General features: G+C 59.8%; 17 protein-coding genes. 13 read left to right on the top strand and 4 right to left on the bottom strand.

Translation table 11 applies throughout. From position 1 onward, the window contains the following. Positions 1-55 precede the first annotated feature (55 nt). The 3 genes from V1T76_RS01350 to V1T76_RS01340 are packed head-to-tail and all read left to right on the top strand — an operon-like array spanning position 56 to position 2,967. Entirely contained in the window at positions 56-1,078 is a 1,023-nt protein-coding gene (locus V1T76_RS01350; protein WP_330558824.1) for a ligase-associated DNA damage response exonuclease, read from the top strand. 52 nt (positions 1,079-1,130) lie between these two features. Next, positions 1,131-1,574 carry a DUF4440 domain-containing protein gene (locus V1T76_RS01345; RefSeq protein ID WP_330558823.1) on the top strand — a complete coding sequence of 148 codons (444 nt, stop codon included), beginning with the start codon at positions 1,131-1,133 and terminating at the stop codon, positions 1,572-1,574. Positions 1,575-1,578: 4 nt separating this feature from the next. Next, positions 1,579-2,967, top strand: coding sequence for a right-handed parallel beta-helix repeat-containing protein (locus V1T76_RS01340; protein WP_330558822.1), 1,389 nt, complete (start codon positions 1,579-1,581; stop codon positions 2,965-2,967). A 47-nt stretch (positions 2,968-3,014) separates the two neighbouring features. On the opposite strand, the gene V1T76_RS01335 is transcribed toward V1T76_RS01340, so the two are convergent. Further along, positions 3,015-5,108 carry a DEAD/DEAH box helicase gene (locus tag V1T76_RS01335; RefSeq protein WP_330558821.1) on the bottom strand — a complete coding sequence of 698 codons (2,094 nt, stop codon included), beginning with the start codon at positions 5,106-5,108 and terminating at the stop codon, positions 3,015-3,017. Between the two features lie 305 nt (positions 5,109-5,413). On the opposite strand from V1T76_RS01335, the gene V1T76_RS01330 reads away from it, so the two are divergent. The 3 genes from V1T76_RS01330 (at position 5,414) to V1T76_RS01320 (ending at position 10,229) form a co-directional block, all read left to right on the top strand. Continuing rightward, entirely contained in the window at positions 5,414-7,732 is a 2,319-nt protein-coding gene (locus V1T76_RS01330; protein ID WP_330558820.1) for a methyl-accepting chemotaxis protein, read from the top strand. A gap of 139 nt (positions 7,733-7,871) precedes the next feature. Further along, the gene (locus V1T76_RS01325) at positions 7,872-9,527 is read left to right on the top strand and encodes a cisplatin damage response ATP-dependent DNA ligase (protein WP_330558819.1); all 1,656 of its coding nucleotides are present in this window, start codon (positions 7,872-7,874) and stop codon (positions 9,525-9,527) included. A gap of 162 nt (positions 9,528-9,689) precedes the next feature. Beyond that, complete coding sequence (locus V1T76_RS01320) at positions 9,690-10,229, top strand: hypothetical protein (protein ID WP_330558817.1); 540 nt, start codon at positions 9,690-9,692, stop codon at positions 10,227-10,229. Between the two features lie 83 nt (positions 10,230-10,312). Here the strand turns inward: V1T76_RS01320 and V1T76_RS01315 are convergent, their stop codons facing one another. Further along, the gene (locus tag V1T76_RS01315) at positions 10,313-11,182 is read right to left on the bottom strand and encodes a thioesterase family protein (protein WP_330558816.1); all 870 of its coding nucleotides are present in this window, start codon (positions 11,180-11,182) and stop codon (positions 10,313-10,315) included. Between the two features lie 453 nt (positions 11,183-11,635). Between V1T76_RS01315 and V1T76_RS01310 the strand changes: the two genes are divergently transcribed. Both V1T76_RS01310 and V1T76_RS01305 read left to right on the top strand, forming a co-directional pair. Continuing rightward, the gene (locus tag V1T76_RS01310; RefSeq protein ID WP_330558815.1) at positions 11,636-12,319 is read left to right on the top strand and encodes a response regulator transcription factor; all 684 of its coding nucleotides are present in this window, start codon (positions 11,636-11,638) and stop codon (positions 12,317-12,319) included. Positions 12,320-12,581: 262 nt separating this feature from the next. Next, positions 12,582-15,074 (top strand): putative bifunctional diguanylate cyclase/phosphodiesterase, encoded by a 2,493-nt coding sequence (locus V1T76_RS01305; RefSeq protein WP_330558814.1) that lies wholly within the window; start codon positions 12,582-12,584, stop codon positions 15,072-15,074. A gap of 44 nt (positions 15,075-15,118) precedes the next feature. Here the strand turns inward: V1T76_RS01305 and V1T76_RS01300 are convergent, their stop codons facing one another. Next, positions 15,119-18,640, bottom strand: coding sequence for a PAS domain-containing hybrid sensor histidine kinase/response regulator (locus V1T76_RS01300; RefSeq protein WP_330559400.1), 3,522 nt, complete (start codon positions 18,638-18,640; stop codon positions 15,119-15,121). Positions 18,641-18,934: 294 nt separating this feature from the next. Here V1T76_RS01300 and V1T76_RS01295 point away from each other — a divergent pair, with 294 nt between their 5' ends. The 5 genes from V1T76_RS01295 (at position 18,935) to V1T76_RS01275 (ending at position 23,566) form a co-directional block, all read left to right on the top strand. Continuing rightward, positions 18,935-20,107, top strand: a complete 1,173-nt coding sequence (locus V1T76_RS01295) for a pyridoxal phosphate-dependent aminotransferase (RefSeq protein WP_330558813.1) — start codon at positions 18,935-18,937, stop codon at positions 20,105-20,107. 77 nt (positions 20,108-20,184) lie between these two features. Next, the gene (locus tag V1T76_RS01290; RefSeq protein ID WP_330558812.1) at positions 20,185-21,381 is read left to right on the top strand and encodes a two-component system sensor histidine kinase NtrB; all 1,197 of its coding nucleotides are present in this window, start codon (positions 20,185-20,187) and stop codon (positions 21,379-21,381) included. Continuing rightward, the gene (locus V1T76_RS01285) at positions 21,381-21,998 is read left to right on the top strand and encodes a response regulator transcription factor (protein WP_330558811.1); all 618 of its coding nucleotides are present in this window, start codon (positions 21,381-21,383) and stop codon (positions 21,996-21,998) included. Before V1T76_RS01290 ends, V1T76_RS01285 begins: the two co-directional genes overlap by 1 nt. Before the next feature lie 136 nt (positions 21,999-22,134). Further along, positions 22,135-22,491 carry a response regulator gene (locus tag V1T76_RS01280; protein ID WP_330558810.1) on the top strand — a complete coding sequence of 119 codons (357 nt, stop codon included), beginning with the start codon at positions 22,135-22,137 and terminating at the stop codon, positions 22,489-22,491. 358 nt (positions 22,492-22,849) lie between these two features. After that, positions 22,850-23,566, top strand: coding sequence for a Crp/Fnr family transcriptional regulator (locus V1T76_RS01275; protein WP_208983922.1), 717 nt, complete (start codon positions 22,850-22,852; stop codon positions 23,564-23,566). 138 nt (positions 23,567-23,704) lie between these two features. Here the strand turns inward: V1T76_RS01275 and hemN are convergent, their stop codons facing one another. Then, the gene (hemN, locus tag V1T76_RS01270) at positions 23,705-25,078 is read right to left on the bottom strand and encodes an oxygen-independent coproporphyrinogen III oxidase (RefSeq protein WP_330558809.1); all 1,374 of its coding nucleotides are present in this window, start codon (positions 25,076-25,078) and stop codon (positions 23,705-23,707) included. Positions 25,079-25,154 lie beyond the last annotated feature (76 nt).

The raw sequence follows: 25,154 nt of genomic DNA, 5'->3' as shown, positions 1-25,154 counted from the left end.
CCTTCTGGCCGCATGGCGGTGGCATAAACGCGAAACCGGCCCTATCTAGCGTCTGATGTCCGATCTCCTGACCCTCACGCCTGAAGGCCTGTTCTGCGCTGAAGCAGGTGTCCATATCGATCCGGTCCGCCCCGTCGAAAAGGCTGTGATCACGCATGGCCACGCCGATCACGCCCGGTCGGGCCATGGGGCGGTGCTGGCGACCCGCCAGACACTCGACATCATGGCAATCCGCTATGGCGAGAATTTCTGCGGGTCGGCACAGGCAATCGATTATGGCGAGACGCTGAAGCTACGTGGTGTCGAGATCTCGCTGCATCCGGCAGGACATGTGCTTGGCTCTGCCCAGGTGTTGTTGGCATCTGCCGGGCAGCGGACTGTCGTCTCCGGTGACTACAAACGCCAGGCGGATCCGACCTGTGTGCCTTTCGAAGTGGTGCCCTGCGATACATTCGTGACCGAGGCGACTTTTGGCCTGCCGGTGTTTCGGCACCCGCCGGCGCAACAGGAAATTGCCAAGCTGCTTTCCTCGCTGGAGCTGTTTCCGGAGCAGACCCATCTGGTCGGGGCCTATGCGCTCGGCAAGGCGCAGCGCGTGATCGCCGAACTGCGGGCCGCCGGTTACGAAAAGACCATCTACATGCATGGCGCACTGGAAAAGCTGACGGCTTACTACCAGAGTCAGGGGATCGATCTCGGCGAAGTGGACCCCGTCGGCAAGCGCGGCAAGGAACTTGCCGGGGAAATCGTCCTGTGCCCGCCCGGGCAGCTTTCGGACAGATGGTCCCGCCGGTTCGGCGATCCGGTTGCAGCTATGGCCTCGGGCTGGATGCGCGTCAGGGCGCGCGCGCGTCAAAGAGGGGCCGAACTGCCGCTGATCCTGTCCGACCATGCCGACTGGGACGACCTCTGTCGCACCATCCTGGAAACGGGAGCCGAGCAGATCTGGGTAACCCACGGCGCGGAAGAGGCACTTGTCCACTGGTGCGAATTGAATGGACGAAACGCCCGCCCGCTCAATATGATAGGCTATGACGACGGCGAGGAAGCCGACGTTGCGCGGGCCGCACAAGGCTGATCAGGCCCGCACGGAATTGCGGCAAATTTTGCTTTTGGGGGGAGAGGCATTCATGGCGGACGACGGTGGATTTGCAGGTGCCGGCAACGGCCAGACAAACGGGGCCGGTGCCAGTGCCAATGGCGACGCGGAAGAAGCGATCGCCCAGCTTTTTGACGACTATCAGGCCGGTTTCAACGACTACGATATCGACAGGATCTGCGATTGTTTCGCGCTGCCGACCGTCATCTGGCAGCACGAGAAAGGCCATGTCTTCAACGACGACGAAGAGCTGATCGAAAATATCGAGGCGCTCCTGCAGGCATTGGAAAAGGAAGGCGTGTCCCATTCGGATTTCCACGTCGTTTCCAGCCACGTCAGCGGCTCGGCCGCTCTGGTGACGCTCGACTGGAGCCAGGAAACGGCTGACGGCGAGGCCGTTTTCGAATTTACCTGCCATTATCAGCTCATCCAGGACGGAGCGGATTGGGTTATTGCCTGCATCATCAATGAATAAAACGATGAGCGGGAAGTCAGGATGCCTTGTCCTGCCGGTCCTGTGCCTGCTTTTTGCCCTGTCGGTGCAGGCTGTGGCAGAGACACCGGAAACCTTTGGTGCGTTGACGCCGGCGCCGGAAAGCCTGAGAGACTGCGTGCTGCCGGACATGGCACCCGGAAAGGTGCTGCTGGAGACCGATTGCCGCTATACGGACCCGATCGTGATCTCCACCGGCAATGTCATTCTGGATTGCCGGGGAGGCACCATCACGGGAATGCACCGGCGCGGCATCACCATCCGGCCCGGTCTGAAGAACGTCACCATCCGCGATTGCCGCCTGGACGATACCGGCGGCATCCTGATCGAAGGTCAGACGCCGACGGATGATGCCCCGGCACGGGACGAAGCGCGGGCAACATCGTCGCAAGGGGTCGTGCTCGAGCATCTGACAATCACCCAGTCCTATATGACCGGTGTCTTTGTCGATCATTATGTCGTCGGCGCGACGATCCGAAATTCCATTGTTGCCGATGGTCACCATGTCGGCATCTATCTGGAACATGGGTCGCAGAAGAACGTCGTTTCGGGCAATCTGATCCGCAACAACGGACTCTTCACCAACAAGGGTATCCGGCGCATCGGCCCGACCCGCCGCGAAGGCCTGTCCGTGGACGGGTCCGCTTACAATCTGATCGAAAACAACATCTTCGACAGCAACGCCTTCGGCGGCATCTTTCATTACAAGAACTGCTGGGAATTCCACACGACCAACCCGGAAAGCCGCCCGCGCCTGCAAGGATCGGACGGTAACGTCATCAGGGGCAATGTCTTCCGGAACATGGACATCGGCATCTGGGTCGCCTCGCGCCAGGCACGGGATCTGGTGATGTGGGATTGCGGCGACAAGAGCCCCTACGACAATCCGGTTTCCCTGAACCTGATGATGAGTGAGCGCCCGTGGGGCAAGTCTGACAATTTCCTGGGCTATCGCTTCAATCCGGAGTTGATCGCCGGTTTGGTTGACAAGAACGCCCTTGCTCCCAGATGGCCGTTTCCGATGGAATTGCACCTTTTTGAGGATTTCGCGGAAGACAATACCTACGAAGGCAATTGCTTCGAGAACCTCGTCACCGGCATCCGGATCGAAGACGACGGCAACACGGTGAGGGACAACCTGTTCCTGGGGGACTTCGAATATCTTTATCTCGGCAGCCCGTTCCGGGCGCGGATGCTGAACCAGCCAATCGAGCGAACCGTGATCGAAGGCAACGAAAACGTCTCTCCCTCGGGGCGAAGCTTCCTGCAGAACAGCTTTCTCGCGGAGGGGGAGAACACGGATACCCTTATCGATCAGCCAGACAAGGCGTCAGCAGGGCCGAAGCCGGACGTCTGCAAAACGGGGCAGAGCTAGACCAGTCCAAAAGAAAAAAGCCGGTGACGTTGGTCACCGGCTTTTTGTCAGGGCTTGGTTTTCGAAGCCTTGCGCTCCGCGCGCGAGGGCTTGTTTTTCTTCCCGGCTTTCTTCTTGGCCCCTGTGGCGTTGGCGGCTGGCCGGGTGCGCGGCTTGCGCCGTTCACCTTCAGGCGCATCCGCGGAACGGCTCTTGCGTTTGGGAGCCTGATCGCCATCGAGGTCGCGGGCCAGATCCTTGGTGTTCAGTGGCTCGTAGGCGGGGTGATGCGGAACGAAATCGTCGTCGCCAGACCGGCGGCGGGGTTTCCCACGCGGTCCATCAAACTTACCGCGCGGCCCGTCGAATTTGCCTCGGCCTTCGCGCTTCGGACGGCCCGACTTCAGGCTGTCTTCAGCACCGAGATTTTCATAGTCCGGCGCATCTCCGCCACGCGGACGGCGCTTCGGCGGACCGGAGCGGTCAGAGCGGTCACGGCGGAAACCATCATCCTTCGGCGGAGCCGGGATCTTGCCGCCCCGCGCGTCGAGCAGTTTGATGGTGGCATTTTCTTCGCCCGTGCCCTCCCGCTTGACCACGTCGGCAAAGCGCTGGCCATGGCTGCCGGCGATCTCGAAATAGAGCTCGTTCTGGAAGATCTTGATCGCGCCGACTTCCTTCTTGGTGACATGGCCGGCTCGGCAGATCATCGGAAGAATCCACCGCGGTTCGGCGCGCTGGCGGTGGCCGAGCGACAGCGAGAACCAGATGCCGTCTTCGAACTTGCCGGTGATTTCCGCAGTGCGGCCACCGCGCGAGCCGGCATCGCGGCCTCTGAGTGAGGTCTCATCGATATCCGAGACCTCTTCCGGGGCGGGCAGACGCGACTGGCGCAACTTGACGAAGGCAGCGGCGAGCTGTTCCGGGCTGTGAAGCGCAAGCAACTCGTTCGCAATCGCCAGTTCTTCTTCTTCAAGCTCCACCTTCAGGGCCGGATCGGCAAGAAGCCGCTCCTTGTCCTTCGCACGAATGTCGTCCGCGGTCGGAGCGCCCTTCCAGGTTGCCGTGATACCGGCGAATTGCAACACGCGTTCCGCCTGGCGGCGGCGCGGGAAGGGGACCATCAGCACACAGGTGCCCTTGCGGCCGGCTCGGCCCGTACGACCGGAACGGTGTAACAGCGCCGCCTTGCCGGTCGGCAGGTCGGCGTGGATGACCAGGTCGAGGTTCGGCAGGTCGATACCGCGTGCGGCAACGTCGGTTGCCACACAGACCCGGGCACGACCGTCTTTCATGGCAGCCAATGCGCTGGACCGTTGTTCCTGGCTGAGTTCGCCTGAAAGGGAAACGATGGAGAAACCCCGGTTCGCAAGACGCGAGGTCAGGCGGCTGACCGCTTCACGGGTCGAGCAGAATACGATTGCCTTTTCAGCCTCGTGCTGACGCAGCACGTTGATGATGGCGTTTTCGCGCTCGTTCGGGGCCACCGGATGCGCGACATAGTCAATATCGCCGTGCTGTTCGCGGGCATTGATGGTCGACAGACGCACGGCGTCTTTCTGGAAGCGCTTGGCCAGTTCCGCGATCGGCTTGGGAACCGTGGCGGAGAACATCAGCGTGCGCCGGTCCTGAGGCGCGGCGTCCAGGATGAACTCCAGGTCTTCGCGGAAGCCCATGTCGAGCATTTCATCGGCTTCATCGAGAACCACGGCCTTGATCTCGGAGAGGTCCAGAGCGCCGCGTTCGATATGATCGCGCAGACGACCCGGCGTACCGACGACGATGTGCACGCCGCGCTCCAGTGTCCGCCGCTCCATGCGGGGGTCCATGCCGCCGACACAGGAGGCCGTCACGGCACCGGCTTCATTGTAGAGCCAGGTCAGTTCTTCCTTCACCTGAAGAGCAAGTTCGCGGGTCGGGGCAATGGCCAGCGCAATTGGCGCGCCTGCCTGGCCGAGGGTGTCCTTGCCGTCCAGCAGGGTAGGGGCAAGCGCAAGGCCGAAGGCAACGGTCTTGCCGGACCCGGTCTGCGCAGACACCAGAAGGTCGGCTTCCGGCGGGGCGTCGCTTAGAACGCTTTCCTGAACGGAGGTGAGGTTTTCATAGCCACGTTTCGCCAGCGCGGCCTTCAGCGCCGGGGCGAGAGAAGTCAAATCGGTCATAGAAATCTTTCAACTGCTCCGGATCTTCTGCATGCCAGTCAGCAGTCTACCGGATAGGGCCATCCAGTCATGGGCCCATGGATGGCCGCGGCTTATACAGCCATTTTCCGCGTCCGTCCATCCCGCATTTCAGGACGTCAGGCATGACCCTGCCAAAAACATCGAGTTTTTTCGCCGATTACCCGGGAGGATACTGGCAATTATACCATAGGTTGGTGAGTGATCAAAATTTCATCTTCAGGTTATTCAAATTGTTAACTTGCCCTTGCGTTAATTTGTTCACCTGCTGGTTGGGGGAAGACATTTTGAAATCAATTCGAGCCCAGATCGCGCTGCTGGCGATCGTTCCATTGCTTGCTTTCGTCATACTTGGGGCAATGACCATAGAAGAGGCTTATCGGGAAAGCCGCCATGCCTCTGAAATTCTGCCTATCGCGGAGATGGCCAGAAAATCGGAAGCGGTCCTGCATGAATTGCAGAAGGAGCGCGGTCGCACAGCAGTGATGATTGCCTCGGGATATGCTGCTGAGCCGCAAGCTCTGCTTCAGAAACAGCGGACCGCGACGGATGAGGCAGTTCAGCGGTTGGTCAAGGCTGCGGACGGGTTTCACGTCGACAACACGCGAGTGCTGACCGCAGCACGAGAAGCGGCTGCTGGAATGGACGCAATAGCCACGCTTCGCGCGAGCGTCGACAAAAAGTCTATCGAAACCCCGAAGGTTCTGGCCTTTTATTCCGGCAAGGTGAGGGAGCTGATTACACTCTTGCAGGCGTCCGCTCAGGCGACTGATGACAGCATCTATACCCAGCAGATGAACCCATTCATCCAACTGACCGAAGCAGGCGAGGCCGGTGGGCTTGAGCGCGCCATCGGCGGGCAATTGTTCACCATCGTCGCGCAAAGCGGCGAGGTCTCCACAGAACGGTTTCTGGCCTACTTTGACAGGCTGTCCGTTGAACAGGCGTTCTTGAACAACTTCAAGCAGGTCGCAACACCGGAACAATTGTCCGCTTATGACCTCGTGGTCTCCGGTCCGTCCGTCGAACAGGTCATCGAATGGCGCAATGTGCTGCGCGCGCTGCCGGAAATCAAAGACGGACAGGGCATTGAAGGGTCGGTCTGGTTTGCCAAGGCAACTGACCGGTTGAACCTCATTCGGGTAGCTTCGCTGGGCATGCTGGGCGCAGCACAGGCCCGTGCGGCCGAGCTCTCCGACGAAGCCGCCTCGCAACTGCGCAATGCCATCATTGCGAAGGTTTCCGTGGTGTTGATCACCGTCGGGCTTTGTGTCTGGCAGATCGGAAGGGTGAACGGGATACTCTCGCGGCTGACCGCCGAACTCGTTCGGATTTCGAAGGGTGACCTTGATTTCGAGATGCCGTTCTCCGAGCGGAAGGACGTGATCGGCGACCTTGCCAGGGCAGGGGGCATCTTCCAGGAAAATGCAAGGGTTCGGCAGGCCCTCGAACATGAAGCCGTGAAGGAGCGCGACCGGGAACGCATGCGCCAGAACAATGTCGAGGCCCTGATCGAAAAGTTCCGGAGCCTGATGGAAACCGTTACGGGCAACGTCGATGGCCGCACGGCGGCCATGGCGGATATTGCTGCCCGCGTCCGTGGCATTTCACAGGAAGCCTCGACAGCCGCTACCGAAGCGAAAAACGCGTCGACCTCCTCATCGAACAACGTTCAGACAGTGGCGGCAGCAGCAGAGGAAATGTCGGCAGCGATCCAGGAAATCATGAGCCAGGCGGAGCGGGCAAGCGGTGTTATCGATGATGCGACAACCGTGGCACAGCGCACCGATTCCAGCGTTTCGAGCCTCGCCGAAGCAGTCGAAAAAATCGGCACGGTTGTTGAAATGATCCGGGCGATTGCCGAACAAACCAATCTACTTGCCCTGAATGCAACGATTGAAGCTGCCCGGGCAGGTGAAGCGGGCAGGGGCTTTGCCGTTGTTGCTGCGGAGGTCAAGGAACTGTCGACCCAGACAGCGAAGGCGACGGAAGAGATCTCGAGCCAGATTTCCGCAGTCCAGGGTCTTACCGATGACGCTGTCGACTCTATCCGCCGGATTTCGGGGTCTATCGAATTGATCCACGAGGTCACTGGCGCCATCACCGTGGCGGTCGGAGAACAAAGCGTCGCAACCCAGGAAATCTCGCAAAGCATCACCTTGGCAGCCAGCGAAACCAGCAATGCCGTGCGCAGTGCCGAGACGGTCGATGAAGCCATTCAGACGACTGCGGGTGAAGCGGAAAGGGTCGACACCATCGCGGGCGAGGTCAAGCAGGTCGCGACTGAGATGGCACATGGCATTGAAGGCTTCCTCGAAGAAATGACACGTGACGTCGAGGAGCGGCGCCGTGCGACCCGCAAGCAGGAAATGGGTCAACAGGTCATGCTTGTGACAGAGGGTGGCAAGGTGTTCGAGACACGCCTGATGAACAGTTCCGAAGGCGGCATCGGCGTGACGTATTTTGAGGGCGCTCGTGTCGGTCAGCTGGTGACCTATGAGGACTTTTCCGGCCAGAAGTTCGCGATGGAAATCAAATGGGTGAAGGACGAAACGGTCGGGCTCCAACATCGTGCGGAAACCGGCAGCGTCGCTGCTGCAGCCTGATTGGCTTTCAGCCGCCTCGAACATCAACCTTTTCAAACCTGTCGGTCTGACCGGACGCAGTAAGGGCCCCGGTCAGACCTTCGAAAGAAAATCCGTCAGGGCTTGCAGTCCGGACCCTTTCGCGGTTCGTATAGCGCTCATGCAGGCCTTTTCCCATTTGCTCGATCGGCTCTCCCTGGAACCCAGGCGCCTCGCCAAGGAAGCGCTCTTGATCCGGTATTTCCAGGGCGTGACGGACCCGGACCGGGGCTACGCACTGGCCGCCCTCACAGGTGGATTGCGTTTCAAGAACGCCAAACCGGCCCTGCTGAGGGCCTTGATCAGCGAGCGGACAGACCCGGAGCTGTTTGCGCTTTCCTATGATTTCGTCGGTGATCTGTCCGAAACCATTGCCCTGATGTGGCCGCAGGCATCCCCTGGGAATGCCGCCGTGCGCGACGCAGCTCCAACTCTGTCTGAAGTGGTCAAACGGCTGGAAGCTGCCGGCAAGAGCGAAGTGCCCGGCTTGCTGTCGGACTGGCTGGACACGCTGGACGAAACCGGCAGGTGGGCTTTGTTGAAACTGGTGACGGGCGGTTTGCGTGTCGGTGTGTCTGCGCGGCTTGCAAAAACGGCAGTCGCAAAGCTCGGCGGTCTGGATGTCGCTTTGGTGGAGGAAGTCTGGCACGGGCTGGAGCCTCCTTACGAAGCATTGTTCGCATGGGCGGAAGGCCGGGAAGGGCCACCGGATACATCCGATCCGGCTCCATTTCGCCCAGTGATGCTGGCGCACCCTCTGGACGAGGCCAGGGATACGGAACTTCTGGATGCGCAGGACTTTGCGGTCGAATGGAAGTGGGACGGAATCCGGGTGCAGGCGGCTGCCGGTGAGAGCGACAAGGGAGAGCGCGTGCGCCGGCTGTTCAGCCGGACCGGCGAAGACATATCGAAGGCCTTTCCCGATATTCTGGAGCTCTTGACATTCGATGCCTGTATTGATGGCGAACTGCTGGTGGTTTCGGAAGGCAAGGTCCGTCCCTTTGCAGATCTCCAGAAACGCCTCAACCGCAAGACAGCCGGTCCAAAGCTGATCCGTGAGTATCCCGCAGCGATCCGCGCCTACGATCTGCTGAGTGTCGGCGGAACCGACTTGAGGGAGTTGCCGTTTGCCGAACGGCGCAAGGCGCTTGAAACGTTTGTCGCCGGTCTGCCGGAAGGAAGCATCGATCTGTCCCCAATGGTGCAAGCGAGCGGATGGCAGGAAATCACCGCAGCGCGCGCCGACCCTCACGCCCATCTGCCGGCTGCCGATGCCGAGGCCGTTGAAGGCCTGATGTTGAAACGGTGGGATGCGCCCTATGTTACCGGACGTCCGAAGGGACTGTGGTTCAAGTGGAAACGGGAGCCTTTCCTGATCGATGCGGTGCTGATGTATGCACAGCGCGGTCATGGCAAGCGGTCCTCGTTTTATTCCGACTATACATTCGGTGTCTGGCGTGAGGCAGAGGCGGGGGCCGAGCTGGTGCCGGTCGGCAAGGCCTATTTCGGCTTTACCGATGAGGAGCTGCGTGAAATCGACCGCTATGTGCGCAACAACACCATCAACCGGTTCGGACCGGTTCGGGAGGTTGTTCACGGTGCCGAAAAGGGTCTTGTTCTGGAAGTCGCCTTCGAGGGCCTCAATCGGTCCACGCGGCACAAGTCAGGTGTCGCCATGCGCTTTCCCCGCATTTCCAGATTGCGCTGGGACAAGCCGGCCGCAGAAGCTGACCGTCTGGAAACGCTACAGGCGATGTTGCCGGATGACAAAGCGTAATCCTGGCTTCAAACGCCAGGTTCTTGAAAACACTTTCTAAGGTCGTGCTTTGGCCACGGAAATATGGCACCCATGGAAAAACGATTGGCCGATGGTTGCCCTGCTTTCGAAAGGGCTGTTCCCACATGCTGGAAACGCACGGCCGCCAACCGGAGAGGCAATATGACGATCCGCAACACATTTCTGGCTCCCCTGTTCCGCGGGGTGGCCATGGCCGTTCTTCTGGTCCCGGCAGCCATTGCTCAGGAGACAGTCACCCCTGAAACCGCAGACGCGGTCACGAAGGGACAGACGGACCGCTTTTCGCTGGTCATGGTTGATGATGACATTCTGAGAGTGGACCGGCAGAACGGAACGGTTTCCATCTGCAAGGAGCAGAGCGAAGCATGGCGCTGCAATCCGGTCCCGCTGGCCGAAGAAGCCTATCTGGCGGAGATCAACGAACTGGCCGGTGAGGTGGATCGTCTGACAGCCCGCCTGCAAGAGCTGGAAGGCAACGGGGCAAAGCCCGGCAACCAGTTGCCGCCCGGATCCGCACTCGACCGCCCGGCACCAAAGTCAGGTGAAAACAGTCGCAGCCCTTCGGCAACCGAGGACGACGAGGAGCTGGAAAAGGTTCTGACCTTCACCGAAAGCGCCATGCGCCGCTTTTTCGGCATGGTGCGTGAGCTTCAGAAGGACTTCGAAGGCGACACCAAATAATCGCTTGAGCGCAGCGGATGAAAAATGGCGTGCCTCTGCCCGGGACACGCCATTTTCAATTCAGCTTCCTGTAGGCATCTCAATCAGTCGATCAGCATCTTGTTGATGCCCTGATAGGCCTCTTGCGGCAATTCGACGGCAACCCGCTTCGTCAGGTCCATCGTCAGGGCGACAACATCCAGAATGGCGGCCAGACGGTTCGTCCGCGATTCAAACAGATGATGGCGCATCGAGAATGTCTTTTGATTGACGCCGGTAAAGCCGGAAATGACCAGCATTGCATCGCCGGTCTTCAGGGGCGTTAGCCACGTCAGTTTCATTTCGACGGCCACCCGGCCGAACCCGTTTTCCGTCAGATAGGCGTGGGTCATGGGCGTGCGTTGCCAGACATGGGCAACGCCATCAGTGCAGCAGGACAGGGCAAATCTGTCGTCGGCCTTGCCGTCGGAGCCGATATCGCGTGGCAGCACGGTTCCCCGGAAAACGATTTGCGCTCCCTTTGCCTGAAGGCCGGCCAGCGTCGCGCGCGCATTTGCCGGAGCTGCGGAAATTCCTCTGGGCCCGGCCTCCGCGATGATCGGTGTCTGGAAGTCGCGAAAGCGCTGACGCAGGGTTTTGGCGGCTGTAACGCTGGGCTCATATCCGTCAAGCGCGGTCGCGGTAAGTGTGCCCGTGGCGCCGTCGCGCATCTCGTGAATGACGGTCAGCATATGCGGCCCGTCGAAGGCGACGCTGGAATGAACGGTGATCAGGTCTCCCGTGCGCATTTCCTTGTGGTAGCGCACATGACGCACCCGGCGGGCGCCGACAATGGTTTCACTTAATCCGGTTAACAGCCTGAACTGGCGGTCTGCTTCTTCGAAGCGGCTAAAGTAGAACTGGACATTTAGATGATCATTTTCGTCGCATTCCCAGCGGTTCACGAATGAAAACAGCGTCGCCTGAATTGTCATAATGGGATCGTGTACTCAGTGATTTTGATTATGTGATGTGTATTCAGTCCGTCATTTGTTGCTGTATTTGCTTTGATTATCAACAGGAAATGTAGACTGTGGAAAATTATCTTGAGCAACGTTGAGGAAGGAAGAAAAATAACAAGTTCAACTACGATGAATTTTTTTAAACTTTAAGTTGTTGGTTGTGGTCGGTTGTATCCTTGATGTTTTATTTCAGAACTGAGCGGCTGCTTGAAATTTTAGCTGTGACGGTCTGGCGAGAGATTCGGTGGGGTTGGTCAAAAGCATGGTTTGACTTGCGCGTAACCCATGTTGCAAACATACTTTAAGATGGCCGCAACAATGGGGCTTCGCCACACAATCAAGAAGCGAGCGGGCGCTGCATGGCAGCACCGCATGGCTCAGGCGGATCCTGCGGGCCAAACGGACCGTTGAGGGAGGATTAACAACGTGTCGGCGACATCGTATCGGTTCATCATCGCGGATGATCATCCCCTGTTCCGGGGTGCTCTGCGTCAAACGCTCGAAACACAATATCCGGAAGCTGTGATCGAGGAAGCCGGTGCGTTGGAGGACGTGACGGCCCGGTTGGAGCAGGATGGTGAGGTCGATCTCATTCTGCTCGATCTGTCCATGCCGGGCATGCGCGGCTTTTCCGGGCTCATGTATCTGAGAGCGCAATATTCCGGCGTGCCCGTGGTGGTGGTCTCGGCCAACGAAGATCCGCAGGCGATCCGGCGCGCCGTTGAATTCGGCGCATCCGGCTTCATTCCCAAGTCCCACGGGATTGATGTCATTCGGGAGGCGATTTCCGAAGTCATGTCGGGCAACATGTGGACCCCGCCGGACGTTGATCTTGCCGCCGACGATGGCAGCGGCGATCTGGTGCAGCGTCTTGCAACTCTCACGCCTCAGCAGGTGCGTGTGCTGATGATGCTGTCCGAAGGTCTTCTGAACAAGCAGATCGCCTACGAATTGTCGGTCTCCGAGGCTACCGTCAAGGCGCATGTCTCCGCCATCCTGCAAAAGCTCGGCGTGGAAAGCCGGACCCAGGCGGTCATCGCGGCGTCCAAAATAGAAGCCGGACAATGGCAGGTCGGCGGAGAAACCGCCGAGGCCGCTCAGGCGCAGTAACGCGCAGATCAAATCCGGTGACTTAAGGCTTTTCGAACGGCGACAGGGTTCTTCCGCGGGGAGAGCCGTCGCCGTTTTTTGTTGCCCGAGGCAATGCTTATGGTTGCGGATTTGCGCGGCAGACCGGCCTTATTCCAGTCATGATTGCAAAAACATGCCTGAATCCTGACCATCATTTTTACCGGAATTTCAGGGAATGGCTGTAACCGTCGTTGCTGCGGGGCGATGCCGCGCACAGTGCGAGCAATGACCCGGAGACAAAATGCGGCTCAGCTTCAATTGGCGACTGATCTTCCAAATGATCGGAATGGCCTTTCTGGTGCCTGGCCGTCAGCTCAAGGTAGACTTTCATTCCGATACCGGCGTTCCCACCGGCAAGCAGGAGGCCAACCCCATCCGGGCCTTCATGCTGGCGTTCGGGCATCCGGTGGTCGACGAGCTTCTGGCCCGCAAGGTTCGCGCCGCGCAGATAGCAAGCATCGCGCGCCTGACGCCTTTCATCGTGCTGGCCAATATCGTCAACGTGCTCGTGATTACACTCACGTTCCGCAACTTCATGCCCATGAGCCTTCTTGCGCTTTGGATCGCGGCACTTGGTACATTCTTGTCCCTCACCCTGTTCAAATGGCTGAAGGCAAGAAAATCGCCCGTTCAACTTGCGTTACGGCGATCGTTGAACAAGGCCGTCACGCACGCAACGATCTTCAGCAGCCTGTGGGCGGTCGTTCCGGTTGCCGCGTTTGCCTATGGCGATGCGGACGGCATCTGGATCGCCTCTTGCCTGACGACCGGCATGCTGTGCGGTGGCGCGTTTGCCCTGGCAACGGTCCCGCAGGCAGCCTTCCGCTGGGTTAGTATCCTGTTCGTTGCCTCGCTCATGTCCTTCGCAATCGGACGCAGTGCGGAGCTGTGGCCGTTGTTCTTTCTGCTGACCAGCTACACGCTGGTGGTGGTCGGCAGTATCGCCTCTGCGGCGTGGCTGTTCGCCTCCCATTTCCTTGCCGAGGCAGAGCTGGAGCATCGCGGTGAACTGATTGCCCTTCTGCTCAACGAGTTTGAGGAAAAGTCCAGCGACTGGCTCTGGAAATCGGATAGCCACGGCATTCTGCACTCGATCTCCGACCGGTTTCTGCATGCCAGCGGCCGGGACAGAGCCGAACTGGAAACCATGCGTATGGTCGATCTGGCCTATTCCCTGAACGAAAGCGATGCGCGGTCCGCGGTAACGAAGCTGGAAAACGCCATGAAGCGTCAGCAGGCTTTCCGCGAAATCGTCATCGGCGTAGATGTGAAAGGGGAAGAGCGGTGGTGGTCGCTTGCGGCGCGGCCGGTCTATGACGACCACGGGTCCTTCACAGGTTACCACGGTGTTGCGTCCGACATCACCGAGGCCCACAGGGCGAGTGCCCTTGTCTCGCATCTCGCCGAGCACGATTCCCTCACGGGGATCGGCAACCGGAGCTGGTTCCTGAAGCAGGCCGAGGCGCAACTGGAAGAGCAGAACCAGAATGGTCAGAACACGCTGACGCTCTTCCTCATCGATCTCGACAATTTCAAGGTGGTGAATGACACCAGTGGACACCCGGCAGGTGACGAACTGCTGCGCCAGGTCGCGAGCCGGTTCACCGCCCTTGGCGAAGGTCGTACGATGCTGGCGCGTTTCGGTGGCGACGAATTCGCAGCACTCGGCCGCTTCGTCAGCGAACAGGCGGCCCTGGCATTCGCCGAAGAACTGGTTGCCGTCACCCGCAAGCCTTTCCGTATCGGCCGCCGCGACTTCGCCATTGGCGCCACGGTTGGCTTCACGCGCCTGCACGACAGCACCGACACGGTCGACGATCTGATGCGCAAGGCGGATATTGCGCTCTACAAGGCGAAGGAAGGTGGCCGGGGACGGTCGCTCGCCTTCGAGCAGGACATGGAGCGTGAGGTCCGCGAGCGCCGTGAACTTGAATCCGACCTGCGCGAGGCTTTCGAATATGGCAAGCTCAACGTCGATTTTCAGCCGATCGTGGACGCCAGGAGCGGCAAGGTGGTGTCCAGCGAGGTCCTTGTTCGCTGGCTGCATCCGGTACGCGGTGAGGTGCGTCCGGATGTGTTCATTCCGATTGCCGAACATGCCGGCCTGATATTGCCGCTTGGAAGCTGGGTGCTGAAGAAGGCCTGCGCGGCTGCGGCACAATGCCCGGAGCTGGAAAGTGTTGCGGTCAACCTGTCGCCGGTTCAGTTCATGGATCCAAACCTGGTGGAACAGATCCTCGGTGTGTTGCAGGAAACGGGGTTTCCTCCGGAGCGGCTTGTTCTGGAAATCACCGAATCCGTATTCCTGCGCGACTTTGGTACCGCCTCGATCAAGCTCCAGAAGCTGCGTGACCTCGGCATCCGTATCGCGCTGGATGACTTCGGTACCGGTTATTCGTCGCTTTCCTATCTGCGGCATTACAAGTTCGACAAGATCAAGATCGACAAGTCCTTTGTCGACGAAATCGGCGAACGCAGCGATGGCCTTGCCATAATCTCGGCAGTGATTGCGCTTGCGCACAACCTCGGCCTTGAAGTGACAGCGGAAGGCGTGGAGCGCCAGTTCCAGGTGGACGCGCTGCGCACGCTCGGTTGCGATACCATGCAGGGCTATTACTTCGGCAAGCCGGATCCCAATCCGATGCGGGTCGCCCAGATCCGCAGAGAAGACTGGCAAGACCGGTCACCGAGCACCGCACCGAAAAATCCCGCAGCGCTTCGCTCCGCTTCCTGAGGAATTGGGGCTGACAGTCTTCTGAACCGACCCATGCCGCCGGCTTATTCGGCGGCCTGGCCTGCCTGACAGCGTGCCAGATGGGCGCGCAGCGCCGCCGGCTTCAAGGGTTTGTTGAAGAAGGCGATGTCTTTTTCCTCAGCTTCCGTGCGCACCGGGCGGCTCCGGTCCGCGGTGATCAGGATTGCAGGGATCTGGCGCCCGAACTTCCATCGCAGCTTGAGGATCGCCTCGATACCGGTTCCGTTGTCCAGGTGATAGTCTGCCAGAATGACGTCCGGTGTCAGGCCGGCCTTGCTTAGCTCATTAGCCGCTTCAACGTCGTCCGCGGCCGCCACCACCTTGCAGTTCCAGTTCGTCAGAAGATGACGCATCCCGCTCAGAATGTCCGGTTCGTTGTCGATGGCGACCACGCACAGGCCGTCGAGCTGCCCCGCGATGGCAGGCACCTGCGGGACGGGAACAAGATCCGGCATGTCCGCCGAACGCGGCAGTTCGACCGAGAAACACGAACCTCTGTTGGCTTCCGAACGCAACATCACGGGGTGGTTCAGGACGTGGCTGATCCGCTCGACAATGGACAATCCGAGCCCAAGACCCTTGGCAACGCGCATGCCGTCGTCCAGCCGGTGGAATTCCTGGAAAATCGCCTTCTGTTTGCTTTTCGGAATGCCCATGCCCGTGTCGTGAATTTCCACGATCACCCGGTTGCCACGCCGGCGGCAGCCGACCAGGACGCGGCCCTGCTGCGTGTATTTCAGAGCGTTCGATACGAGGTTTTGCAGAAGGCGCCGCAGCAGCCGCCGGTCTGTTCGAACCGAAAGGGACGTCGGCACGATCCGCAGTTCCAGTCCCTTTTCCTTCGCGACAGGCTGGAAGTCGAGATCGATCCCGCGCAGGAGCTCATCGAGCCGGAACACCGCCGGTTCCGGTTTGAGCGCACCGGTGTCCAGCCGCGAGATATCGAGGACGGCACCGAGAATATCCTCAACCGACTCCAGCGCCATTTCCACATTGCGGACCAGCGAGCCGTCGTTGCCGTCCTTCAGCTTGTCCACGAGCACCGAGGCATAGAGACGGGCGGCATTGAGCGGCTGCAGAATGTCGTGACCGGCCGCGGCCAGGAACCGTGTCTTGCCGATATTGGCTTCTTCGGCGGCGCGGGTGGCTTCCACCAGGCGCTCGTTGACGTGGGTCAGTTCTTCCGTGCGTTCCCGGACCCGGCGTTCCAGGGTTTCGTTGGCACGGGCGAGCGCTTCTTCCGCCAGCACCCGCTCGGTAATGTCGGTGTAAGTGGTCACAATGCCGCCGTCGGGCATCGGGCTGATGCGGACTTCGAACACGGCTCCGCTCGATTCCAGTTTTTCCTGGAAGGTTTCCTGGATCAGCACCAGCTTCTCGATCCGGTCTGCAACGATCGCTTCCACTGGTCCCGGGCCATGTTCGCCGCGCTCGGCGTTGAAGCGCAGAATCGCATCCAGTGTCGTGCCCACCTGGCCATATTCGGCCGGCAGTCCAAGCAGATCACGGAATTGCCTGTTCCAGCAGATCAGGCGCAGGTCCCGGTCGAACACGCCGATGCCCTGGCGCACCTGATCCAGGGCAGTCTGCAGAAGGTCGCGGTTGTACTGAATGGCAATCGAAGCATCGTCCAGCAGCTTCACCGCACCCTTTGTCGAAGGGTCGTGCCGCTTGAGCATCAACGTCAGCACCAGACGGGAAGAGGCCGCACCGATGGCGCTTGCCAGGAGCTGCTCGGAAAAGCGCAGCAGGTTGGCATCCGCAAGTGTTTTCGGATCAAGCTCGATGCCGCGCTCACTGGCGAAACGCCGGAAAGAACGGGCGGTGCGCTCTTCACCGAGATAGCGGGCAACGGTCGCCTGCAGGTCTCCGGCGGTAACGGAGGTGCGCCAGTACCTCAGGCTGGGCGAGGGCGCGAACTCCGCCGGCACGAAGACATTGGCCTGAAGGGTTTCCGCAGGCAGCGGTTTTCTCAGGAAGGAACCGCCCACAAACAGGACAATGTTGACGAAAAGGCTCCAAAGCGTGCCGTGGATAAAGGGATCTATCGTGATCCCGAGCAGCGCCTGCGGGTTCAGTTCGGCAATGCCGAAGGGGCCGGTTTCCAGGAATCCGTCTGAAATCAGCCCGGACTTGGCGAAGGTGGGCAGCAACAGCGTATAGGCCCAGAAGACGAACCCGCCACTGAGCCCGGCGATGGCCCCCAGAGACGTGGCCCGGCGCCAGAAGAGAGCGCCGACGAAGGCAGGTGCGAACTGAGCAATTGCGGCAAACGACAGCAGGCCGATGGACACAAGCGCGGCCGTATTGCCGGCCGCCTTGTAATAGGCATACGCCAGTAGCAGGATGCCGAAGATGGCGAGGCGCCGGATCGTGAGCAGCCTGTCGCTCATGTCCTGGCCGCCAATGTTGACGATGTCGTCCTCGCTGTGCCGGCGCAGCAGCAGCGGCACGACAATGTCGTTGGAAATCATGATGGCCAGCGCAACCGTCGCAACGATCACCATGGCCGTTGCTGCCGACAGGCCGCCGATAAAGGCAAAGAGGGCGAGCCAGGGATGTCCGGCATCAATGGGCAGCGCCAGCACGAAAGTGTCCGGATTGACGTCCTGTCCGAAGCGCAGCAGACCGGCCGCAGCAATCGGCATCACGAACAGGTTGATCAGCACCAGATAAAGCGGAAACATCCAGGTGGCGCGGCGCAGCTCGGCGTCGGAATTGTTCTCCGTGACTGTCACGTGGAACTGGCGGGGCAGCATCAGAACCGCGAAGGCCGACAGGCACGACATCACGAGCCAGTTGCCCATATTGAGCGGTTTTTCGAAAATCTGAGCGACTTCAGGCGCTTCCGTGATGGAGCGTATCAGGTCGACCGGGCCATCGAACAACGAGTAGGTCACCCAGAAACCGACCGCAAGAAAGGCGACAAGCTTGACCACCGCTTCGGCAGCGATCGCAAGCATCAGCCCTTCCTGGTGCTCCGTCGCGTCGATGTGCCGGGTTCCGAACGCCCAGCTGAAAATGGCCATGCCGAGGGCAATCAGCAGGGTGACGTCATCGAATACGGGTGTGAAGATGTCACCTGGTGAAATCAGTGGCCCGATCATGGTGGTGATCGATAGCGAAACGGCTTTGAGCTGCAAGGCGATGTAGGGAATGACGCCGATCACCGCGATCAGCGTGGCCAGCGCTGCCACCGACTGGCTCTTGCCGTATCGCGCGCCGATAAAATCGGCAATCGACGTGATGCTTTCGGTCTTGGAAATCTGGATGATCCGTTGCAACAGCGGATAACCGAGCGCAAAGACGAGCAAGGGGCCGATGTAGATCGTCAGGAATTCAAAGCCCGTTCGGCTGGCATTGCCGACAGAGCCGTAGAAGGTCCAGGAGGTGCAATAGACCGACAGCGACAGGGCGTAGATGAACGGGCGGCCGCCGGTGCGGGACGTATACCGGCGCGGCATACGGTCGCCGAAGCTTGCGATGGCGAACAAGCAAAGGATGTAGGCCGTCGCGGCCAGTATCACGAGCCATCCATGCAGCATGATCTGCTTACCGTCCTCCCGAGCGGCATAGTTCCGGACGCCTCTTGCCGGGTCGACTCGGATCTGTTTCACGGCAACAAGCCAGGTTGCCTTTTGCGATCCGACCACAGCCGGGCCGATCTGTCTATTCGCCTTGCGACTGACACTCTTCGCAGCGTCGCCAAGGCGCTCGAGGAGGCCGCCATGGGGGTTTCAATTGATCATCATCAGTGAAGTCATCTTCAAATCCTTTCATGAAACAGAAAAGCGCAAACCCGATATGGTTGCGCCAGCTGTCAAAGAAGGACCCGCAATGTGACCAGCCTGATCGAGCGATTGAGCCCGGAAGCCAGAAATGCCCCGGAGAGCGGTATCGTCGAAGTGTTCAACGCCGGCCGGGGGCGGGAAGATCTGATTCCGCTCTGGGCAGGCGAAGGTGATCTGCCGACGCCCGCGTTCATTTGCGAGGCGGCAAAGGCTTCTCTCGACCGGGGCGAAACCTTCTACACCTATCAGCGCGGCATCCCGCCCTTGCGCGAAGCGCTAGCCGCCTATCACCAGGACCTTTATGGCAAGCCGTTCTCGCCAGAGCGATTCTATGTCACCGGATCGGGCATGCAGTCCATTCAACTCGCGGTCCAGGGGGTTGCCGGGCCCGGGCGTGAGGTGATCGTGCCGACGCCGGCCTGGCCGAACATTTCGGCCGCCATCGATATTCATGGCGCGCGCTCGGTCAGCGTGCCGATGCGCGAAGAGGAAAATGGCTGGAGGTTGGCGATAGAGGATGTCGAAGCCGCCATTACACCGCAGACGACCGCTCTTTTTCTGAATTCCCCCTGTAACCCGACAGGGTGGGTTGCCAGTAAAGACGTGCTGAAGGACTTTCTGGAACTTGCGCGCAAGCGCGACCTCTGGATCATTGCCGATGAGATCTATGCGCTGTTCTACTACGGGGAGGGACCTCGCGCGCCGTCATTTTACGATATTGCCGGAGACGACGACCGAATCATCTTCGTCAACTCCATGTCGAAGAACTGGGCGATGACCGGATGGCGTGTCGGCTGGATATCCGCTCCGCCGGAACTGGGTCAGGTGTTTGAAAACCTGATTCAGTATTCCACCTCCGGTGTCCCGGCATTCTCGCAGTGGGGTGCCGTGGCCGCGCTGACAGAAGGCCGCGACTTCCTTCAGCAGCAGGTTGAGCGGGCCCGCAGGGGACGCGCGTGTGTTCTCACCGGGCTGCAAGCGCTCAACCGGGTGAAGGTTCTGCCGCCTGACGGCGCGTTCTACCTGTTCTTTTCGGTTGAGGGCGTCACGGATACGCGCCAGTTCGCACTCGACCTCGTCCGCCAGACAGGCGTGGGGCTGGCGCCTGGAACCGCCTTCGGAAAGGGCGGCGAGTGCTACCTGCGTTTATGCTATGCCCGGCGTGAAGATCACCTTACGGAAGCGGTGCGTCGAATTAGCACTTGGATACCAGAGATTTAGGGGGCAAACGGGTTGCTGGCCTACGGGAAAACCCTTAAACCTACGTAATACATGGGTTCCATCTGGGTGCAGGGCTAGTGCGCGACGGGGTTTCAGATCACGATGATGACAATGCAGCCGTAACGGAAGCGCGCCTTGCCAGTGTTTTCGATACAGCGGCCGACGGCATTGTCGTGATCAACGATCGAGCGCAGGTGCTTGCCTTCAACAAGGCATGCGAACGGCTGTTCGGCTATGAAGCGGCGGACCTTCTGGGACGGAACGTCAATCGGATCATGCCGGAGGAATACGCCCGCGCGCATGACCACTATGTGAACAACTATCTCACCACCGGTCACAAGAAAATCATCGGCATCGGCCGCGAGGTGCAGGCCCGCCACAAGGATGGCACGGTGTTTCCGATCGAGCTGTCCGTTGGCGAGGCTTGGACGCCGGCCGGGCGTCAGTTCATCGGCATTCTGCGCGATCTGCGCTCTCGCAAGCAGATGGAAGACCGGCTGGCCAAAACCCAGGCGCAGCTTCTTCACATGACCCGGATCAGCGCTCTGGACGAGATGGGAGCGGCAATCGCGCATGAGCTCAACCAGCCTCTGACGGCGGTTCTCCTGTACCTGCAGTCCGTATCGCGCAAGACCCGGGCCGACAAATCCCTGGATCCCTTCATCCTCGAGGTTATCGACAAGGCGGTACGCGAAGCGGAGCGGGCTGGAGAAATCATCCAGCGCATGCGTCAACTGGTGGAAAAGAAGACGCCCAACCGCGAGGCAATCGAAGTCCGGGACTTTGTTGCAAGCTGTCTGGAAATGGCTGAACTCGGCAGTGGTCAGGGCAAGTCGATCATGAAGGCGGAGATCGCAAAAGGATTGCCTCCGCTGATGGCCGATCCGGTGCAGATCCGGCAGATCCTGATCAATCTCCTGCGCAACGCGCGCGAAGCGGTCTGCGATCAGGCCGACCGCAAGGTGGTGCTGGCTGTTTGCCGCAATGGCGATCGTCTGGAATTCCGCGTTACGGACAATGGCCCGGGCGTTCCGGAGGAACTGGTCGACAATCTGTTCCGGGCTTTCACCGGGGCCAAACACAAGGGCGTGGGCCTGGGTTTGGCAATCTCCCGTTCGATAGCGCAAAATCATGGCGGGGATTTGCGTCTGGAACCGGCGGCAAACGGACGGGGGGCTTCCTTCCTTCTGTCATTGCCAATAGACCCGCCAGAAGATGATTTTGCAGAAAAAGCCGAATCTCTCGATCCGGCAGAAAATGAGCTGAGGAAGTGATGGACATGAAAGCTGACGCGGAGGCCATATACATCGTTGATGATGATCCGGCGGTGCGCGACGCGCTGTCGGTGCTTTTCAACATGGAAGGCTATGTCGTCGAAACCTTCTCCGACGGCGACACTTTCATTCAGTCCGCGAGCAAAGCCGTGCCGGCCTGTGTCATGCTGGATGTTCACATGCCGGGCCGGTCGGGCATCGAGATCCTCAAGGCGCTGAACGCGGAAAACTATCCCGCCCCGATCTTCATCATCTCCGGTCAGGGCGATATTCCCATGGCCGTCGAAGCCATTCGCAATGGTGCCTTCGACTTTGTCGAGAAGCCGTTTTCCGCCGAGACCGTTCTGGAGCGGGTGAGGGAAAGCATCGCCATCACCAGGCAGCGGCAGGGCGAGGTCGTTCCGGCGTCGTTCCAGGGGGCGGACTTGCTGACCCGCCGAGAACTTGAGGTTCTCAAGGAAATTACGGACGGGGCTTCCAACAAGGAAGCCGGGCGCACACTTGGCATTAGCCCGAGAACAGTGGAAGTGCACCGGGCCCGGATCATGGAAAAGCTTGGCGCGCGCAACGCGGCGGATCTCGTGCGAATCGTTCTGGGGCATCCGTCAGCCGGATAAGAAAAGCCCGCTGTGCTGAGCGGCATTTCAGCATCATATGCTGGCTGGAACGTATTTTTGCGTACAGCCCGCAACGAAATTTTGGCGTATGAGTGGAGACTGACTGCACGTTCGCAGGCTTTGAGGATCTACTTTCGTGGTTGTTCACATCGTTGAAGATGATGAAGCAGTCGCCGATGCGCTGGCGATTGCGCTCGAAGATCTCGATCATCATCCGATCACTTACAAAGATGCTGAAAGTTTTCTCGCCGGCGCGGCTCTCACTGCGGACGACTGGGTGATTGTCGATATCGGCCTCCCGGACAGATGCGGTACCGAGGTTGTTCGCGAACTCATGGATTTGCCGACGCCCCCGAGCATCGTTGCCATCTCCGGCAAGTCGAGAGTGAATCTGCTGCGGCAACTGCGGGAGCTGCCGGACCTGACGGTTTTGAGAAAGCCGCTCTCGATAGACATGATCACTGCGGCCATGGCTCCGAAGGCGATGGTCTGAAGACGCTTTTTGTCTGCAACAACTTTTGAAATTGCCAGGATTTCAGGTCTGGAGCGCCAAGACTCATGGCGCTCTTTAACGCCGCACACGCGCATTTTTCAGGCTGTAACTCCAGTAACTTAGACCTTCGTCGGCTGCGGCGTTACAACTCATATGTAGTTTCTCTTACGCAGTCGACCGAATTCCATTCTTTGCAGTTCGCGTTTTAGAGTGCACCCTGCAAGCTGCGAGGTGTCGGACGGGACACCTGCAATCAGCGGTCGATCTTGCCAGGGCGCCGACAGGAATGTGCCGAGGAAAAAGACCATCCGCTGTCGTAGCAATTGAAGGCCGTGCTTGAAGCACGAAGGAGGGACATATGGCTTATTTCGACGCGGGTACCCCCGGCCAGGGAGCGGCACCAAGAATGACGGGCGCTCCGATCTGCACACCCAGCAAGACGTCATTTTCAGAGTTTGGCGGCAAGGCCGTGCAGTATGACACCCATGCGGTGATCTACTACGAAGGCGATTCCGCAAAGCGCCTGTACGAGCTGGTGAAGGGCTCGGTGATGCTCTACAAGCTGCTGCCGGACGGGCGCCGCCAGGTTGTCGAAGTTCTTCGTCCCGGTGATATTTTTGGTCTGGCCGGTAGCGACGAATACGATTGCACCGCCGAAACGCTCACGAATGCCGAAATTCAGGAAATCGACCTGAAGCAGGTCGAGCGCTCCGACGCGCTTCAGCGCACGCTCACCAGATGCCTGACCAACCAGATGCACGTGCTTCACGAGCATGCCGTTCTGCTTGGCCGCAAGTCTGCCGTCGAGCGGGTCGCGAGCTTCCTGATGCATCTCGTTCCTGATCGGGGCGGCGTCGGTTGCGTCGGTCCGGCCGACGATGATGGTGACGACGGCTTCGATCTGCGGCTGCACATGACCCGGCAGGAAATTGCCGATTATCTGGGCCTGACCATCGAAACGGTCAGCCGCGTGGTATCCGATCTGAAGCGCCGGGGCGTTATCCGCGTTGACCGCGCGGACCAGATCCACCTCAACAAGGTCTGCAGCCTCTGCCAGATGACCGGCATGCACTGATCCCTGATTAATGTTCCAATTCAAAGGCTGCGATTTTCGCAGCCTTTTTTGTGGCCGATCATCGATGCCCGGTTCGCTGCCGGGAGGCTGGCAACCGGAACCGGCAAGCCCCAAGCTGCAGCCTCGAGGCTTTGGTCGTCAAACAGCGGCAGAATGGCGGGCTTTCCCGCTTGCCTGACTTGCCGCCAGATAGGCGTCGAATGCCGCTGCGGCAAGACGGACATAAGGCCGCCCGGCCTCTGTCACTTCAACCTTTGCCGTGTCACCTTGAAGATCCAGTCGGACGAGGCCATCGGCTGCCAGGTCCTGCAGTGCATCGAAAGCATCTGCCAGGTGGCTTGTCGGCAGGCCGTAAGCCCGGCAGGCGGGTGTCAGGTCGCAGGTGTAGTTGGTCATCAGTTCTTCGATGATCCGTCCCCGCAGGCGGTCGTCGGCGGATAGCGCCAGCCCTTTCGAAACGGGCAACTCGCCGACCATGATTGCCCGGCGCCAGTTGCCAACGTCGGAAATGTTCTGAATGTAGCCTGCAGACAGCCGTCCGATGGACGAGACGCCAAAGCCGATCAGCTGTTCCCCCTGATCCGTCGTGTACCCCTGGAAATTGCGCTTCAGGGATCCGTCGGAAAGGGCGATGGCCATGCTGTCGTCCGGACGGGCGAAATGGTCGAGCCCGATGGCGATATATCCTGCCTTCAGCAGTTCGGCGCGGGCAAGGTCTGCAAGGGCCAGCCTCTCGGCAGCGTTCGGCAAGGTGCTTTCGTCGATCAGCCGCTGGTGTTTGCGCATCCAGGGCACATGGGCGTAGCCGAACAGGGCAATGCGGCCGGGAGACAACGAAAGCGTTTTTTCCACCGTGTCGAGAATCGTTTCCGGCGACTGCCCGGGCAGTCCGTACATCAGATCGAAATTGAGCGCGGTCACCCCGGCCTCGGCCAGAAACTCCGCCGCCTGCTTCACGACCCTGTAGGGCTGCACCCGGCCGATGGCATTCTGAACGCCTGGATCGAAATCCTGCACGCCGAGGCTGGCCCGGTTCACACCGATGATGGCAAGCGTTTCGGCAAGCTGCTCCGTGACAAGCCGCGGGTCGAGCTCGATGGCGTGCTCCAGATCCGGTGAGAGGTCGAAACTGACACGCATCAGCCCGGTAAGATCGATCAGGCTCTCGCGTGGCAACAGGCTGGGCGTGCCGCCACCCCAATGGATATGGCGGACAGGACCTGCATGCGGCATGTGCTCGGCAACCAGGTTGATTTCCTGCCCAAGCATTGCGGCATAGGCCTTGAGCGGCGCATCCTGTCGCGTCGCCTTGGTGTGACAGCCGCAATAATGACAGAGCTCACGGCAATAGGGCACATGCAGGTAAAGCGACAGCGAATCCTGCGGCGAAAGCGCCTTGAGCCAGTCCGCATAGACGCCGGCCGTTACGCCGTCATGAAAATGCGGTGCTGTCGGATAACTGGTGTAGCGCGGTACATTGCGCATGGCGTATGAGAGCGGATCTTTCATCATGTGCCGATCTATCCCTGCTGCGCGCGATCGCGCCTTGATATCGCTCAAGTCTCCGGCGGGAATGACACTCAAACCG

The organism is Roseibium sp. FZY0029 (assembly GCF_036350355.1).
Classification (GTDB): domain Bacteria; phylum Pseudomonadota; class Alphaproteobacteria; order Rhizobiales; family Stappiaceae; genus Roseibium.
Note: the sequence above shows the minus strand (reverse complement) of the source record. Positions and strands in the feature narration are given on the sequence as shown.

Coding starts and splice junctions, on each gene's coding strand:
- V1T76_RS01285 (WP_330558811.1), top strand. CDS start 21,381: ATGGACATGAAAGCTGACGCGGAGGCCATATACATCGTTGATGATGAT.
- hemN (WP_330558809.1), bottom strand. CDS start 25,078: ATGATGAAAGATCCGCTCTCATACGCCATGCGCAATGTACCGCGCTAC.
- V1T76_RS01320 (WP_330558817.1), top strand. CDS start 9,690: ATGACGATCCGCAACACATTTCTGGCTCCCCTGTTCCGCGGGGTGGCC.
- V1T76_RS01275 (WP_208983922.1), top strand. CDS start 22,850: ATGGCTTATTTCGACGCGGGTACCCCCGGCCAGGGAGCGGCACCAAGA.
- V1T76_RS01315 (WP_330558816.1), bottom strand. CDS start 11,182: ATGACAATTCAGGCGACGCTGTTTTCATTCGTGAACCGCTGGGAATGC.
- V1T76_RS01305 (WP_330558814.1), top strand. CDS start 12,582: ATGCGGCTCAGCTTCAATTGGCGACTGATCTTCCAAATGATCGGAATG.
- V1T76_RS01335 (WP_330558821.1), bottom strand. CDS start 5,108: ATGACCGATTTGACTTCTCTCGCCCCGGCGCTGAAGGCCGCGCTGGCG.
- V1T76_RS01325 (WP_330558819.1), top strand. CDS start 7,872: ATGCAGGCCTTTTCCCATTTGCTCGATCGGCTCTCCCTGGAACCCAGG.
- V1T76_RS01340 (WP_330558822.1), top strand. CDS start 1,579: ATGAGCGGGAAGTCAGGATGCCTTGTCCTGCCGGTCCTGTGCCTGCTT.
- V1T76_RS01345 (WP_330558823.1), top strand. CDS start 1,131: ATGGCGGACGACGGTGGATTTGCAGGTGCCGGCAACGGCCAGACAAAC.
- V1T76_RS01300 (WP_330559400.1), bottom strand. CDS start 18,640: ATGCTGCATGGATGGCTCGTGATACTGGCCGCGACGGCCTACATCCTT.
- V1T76_RS01350 (WP_330558824.1), top strand. CDS start 56: ATGTCCGATCTCCTGACCCTCACGCCTGAAGGCCTGTTCTGCGCTGAA.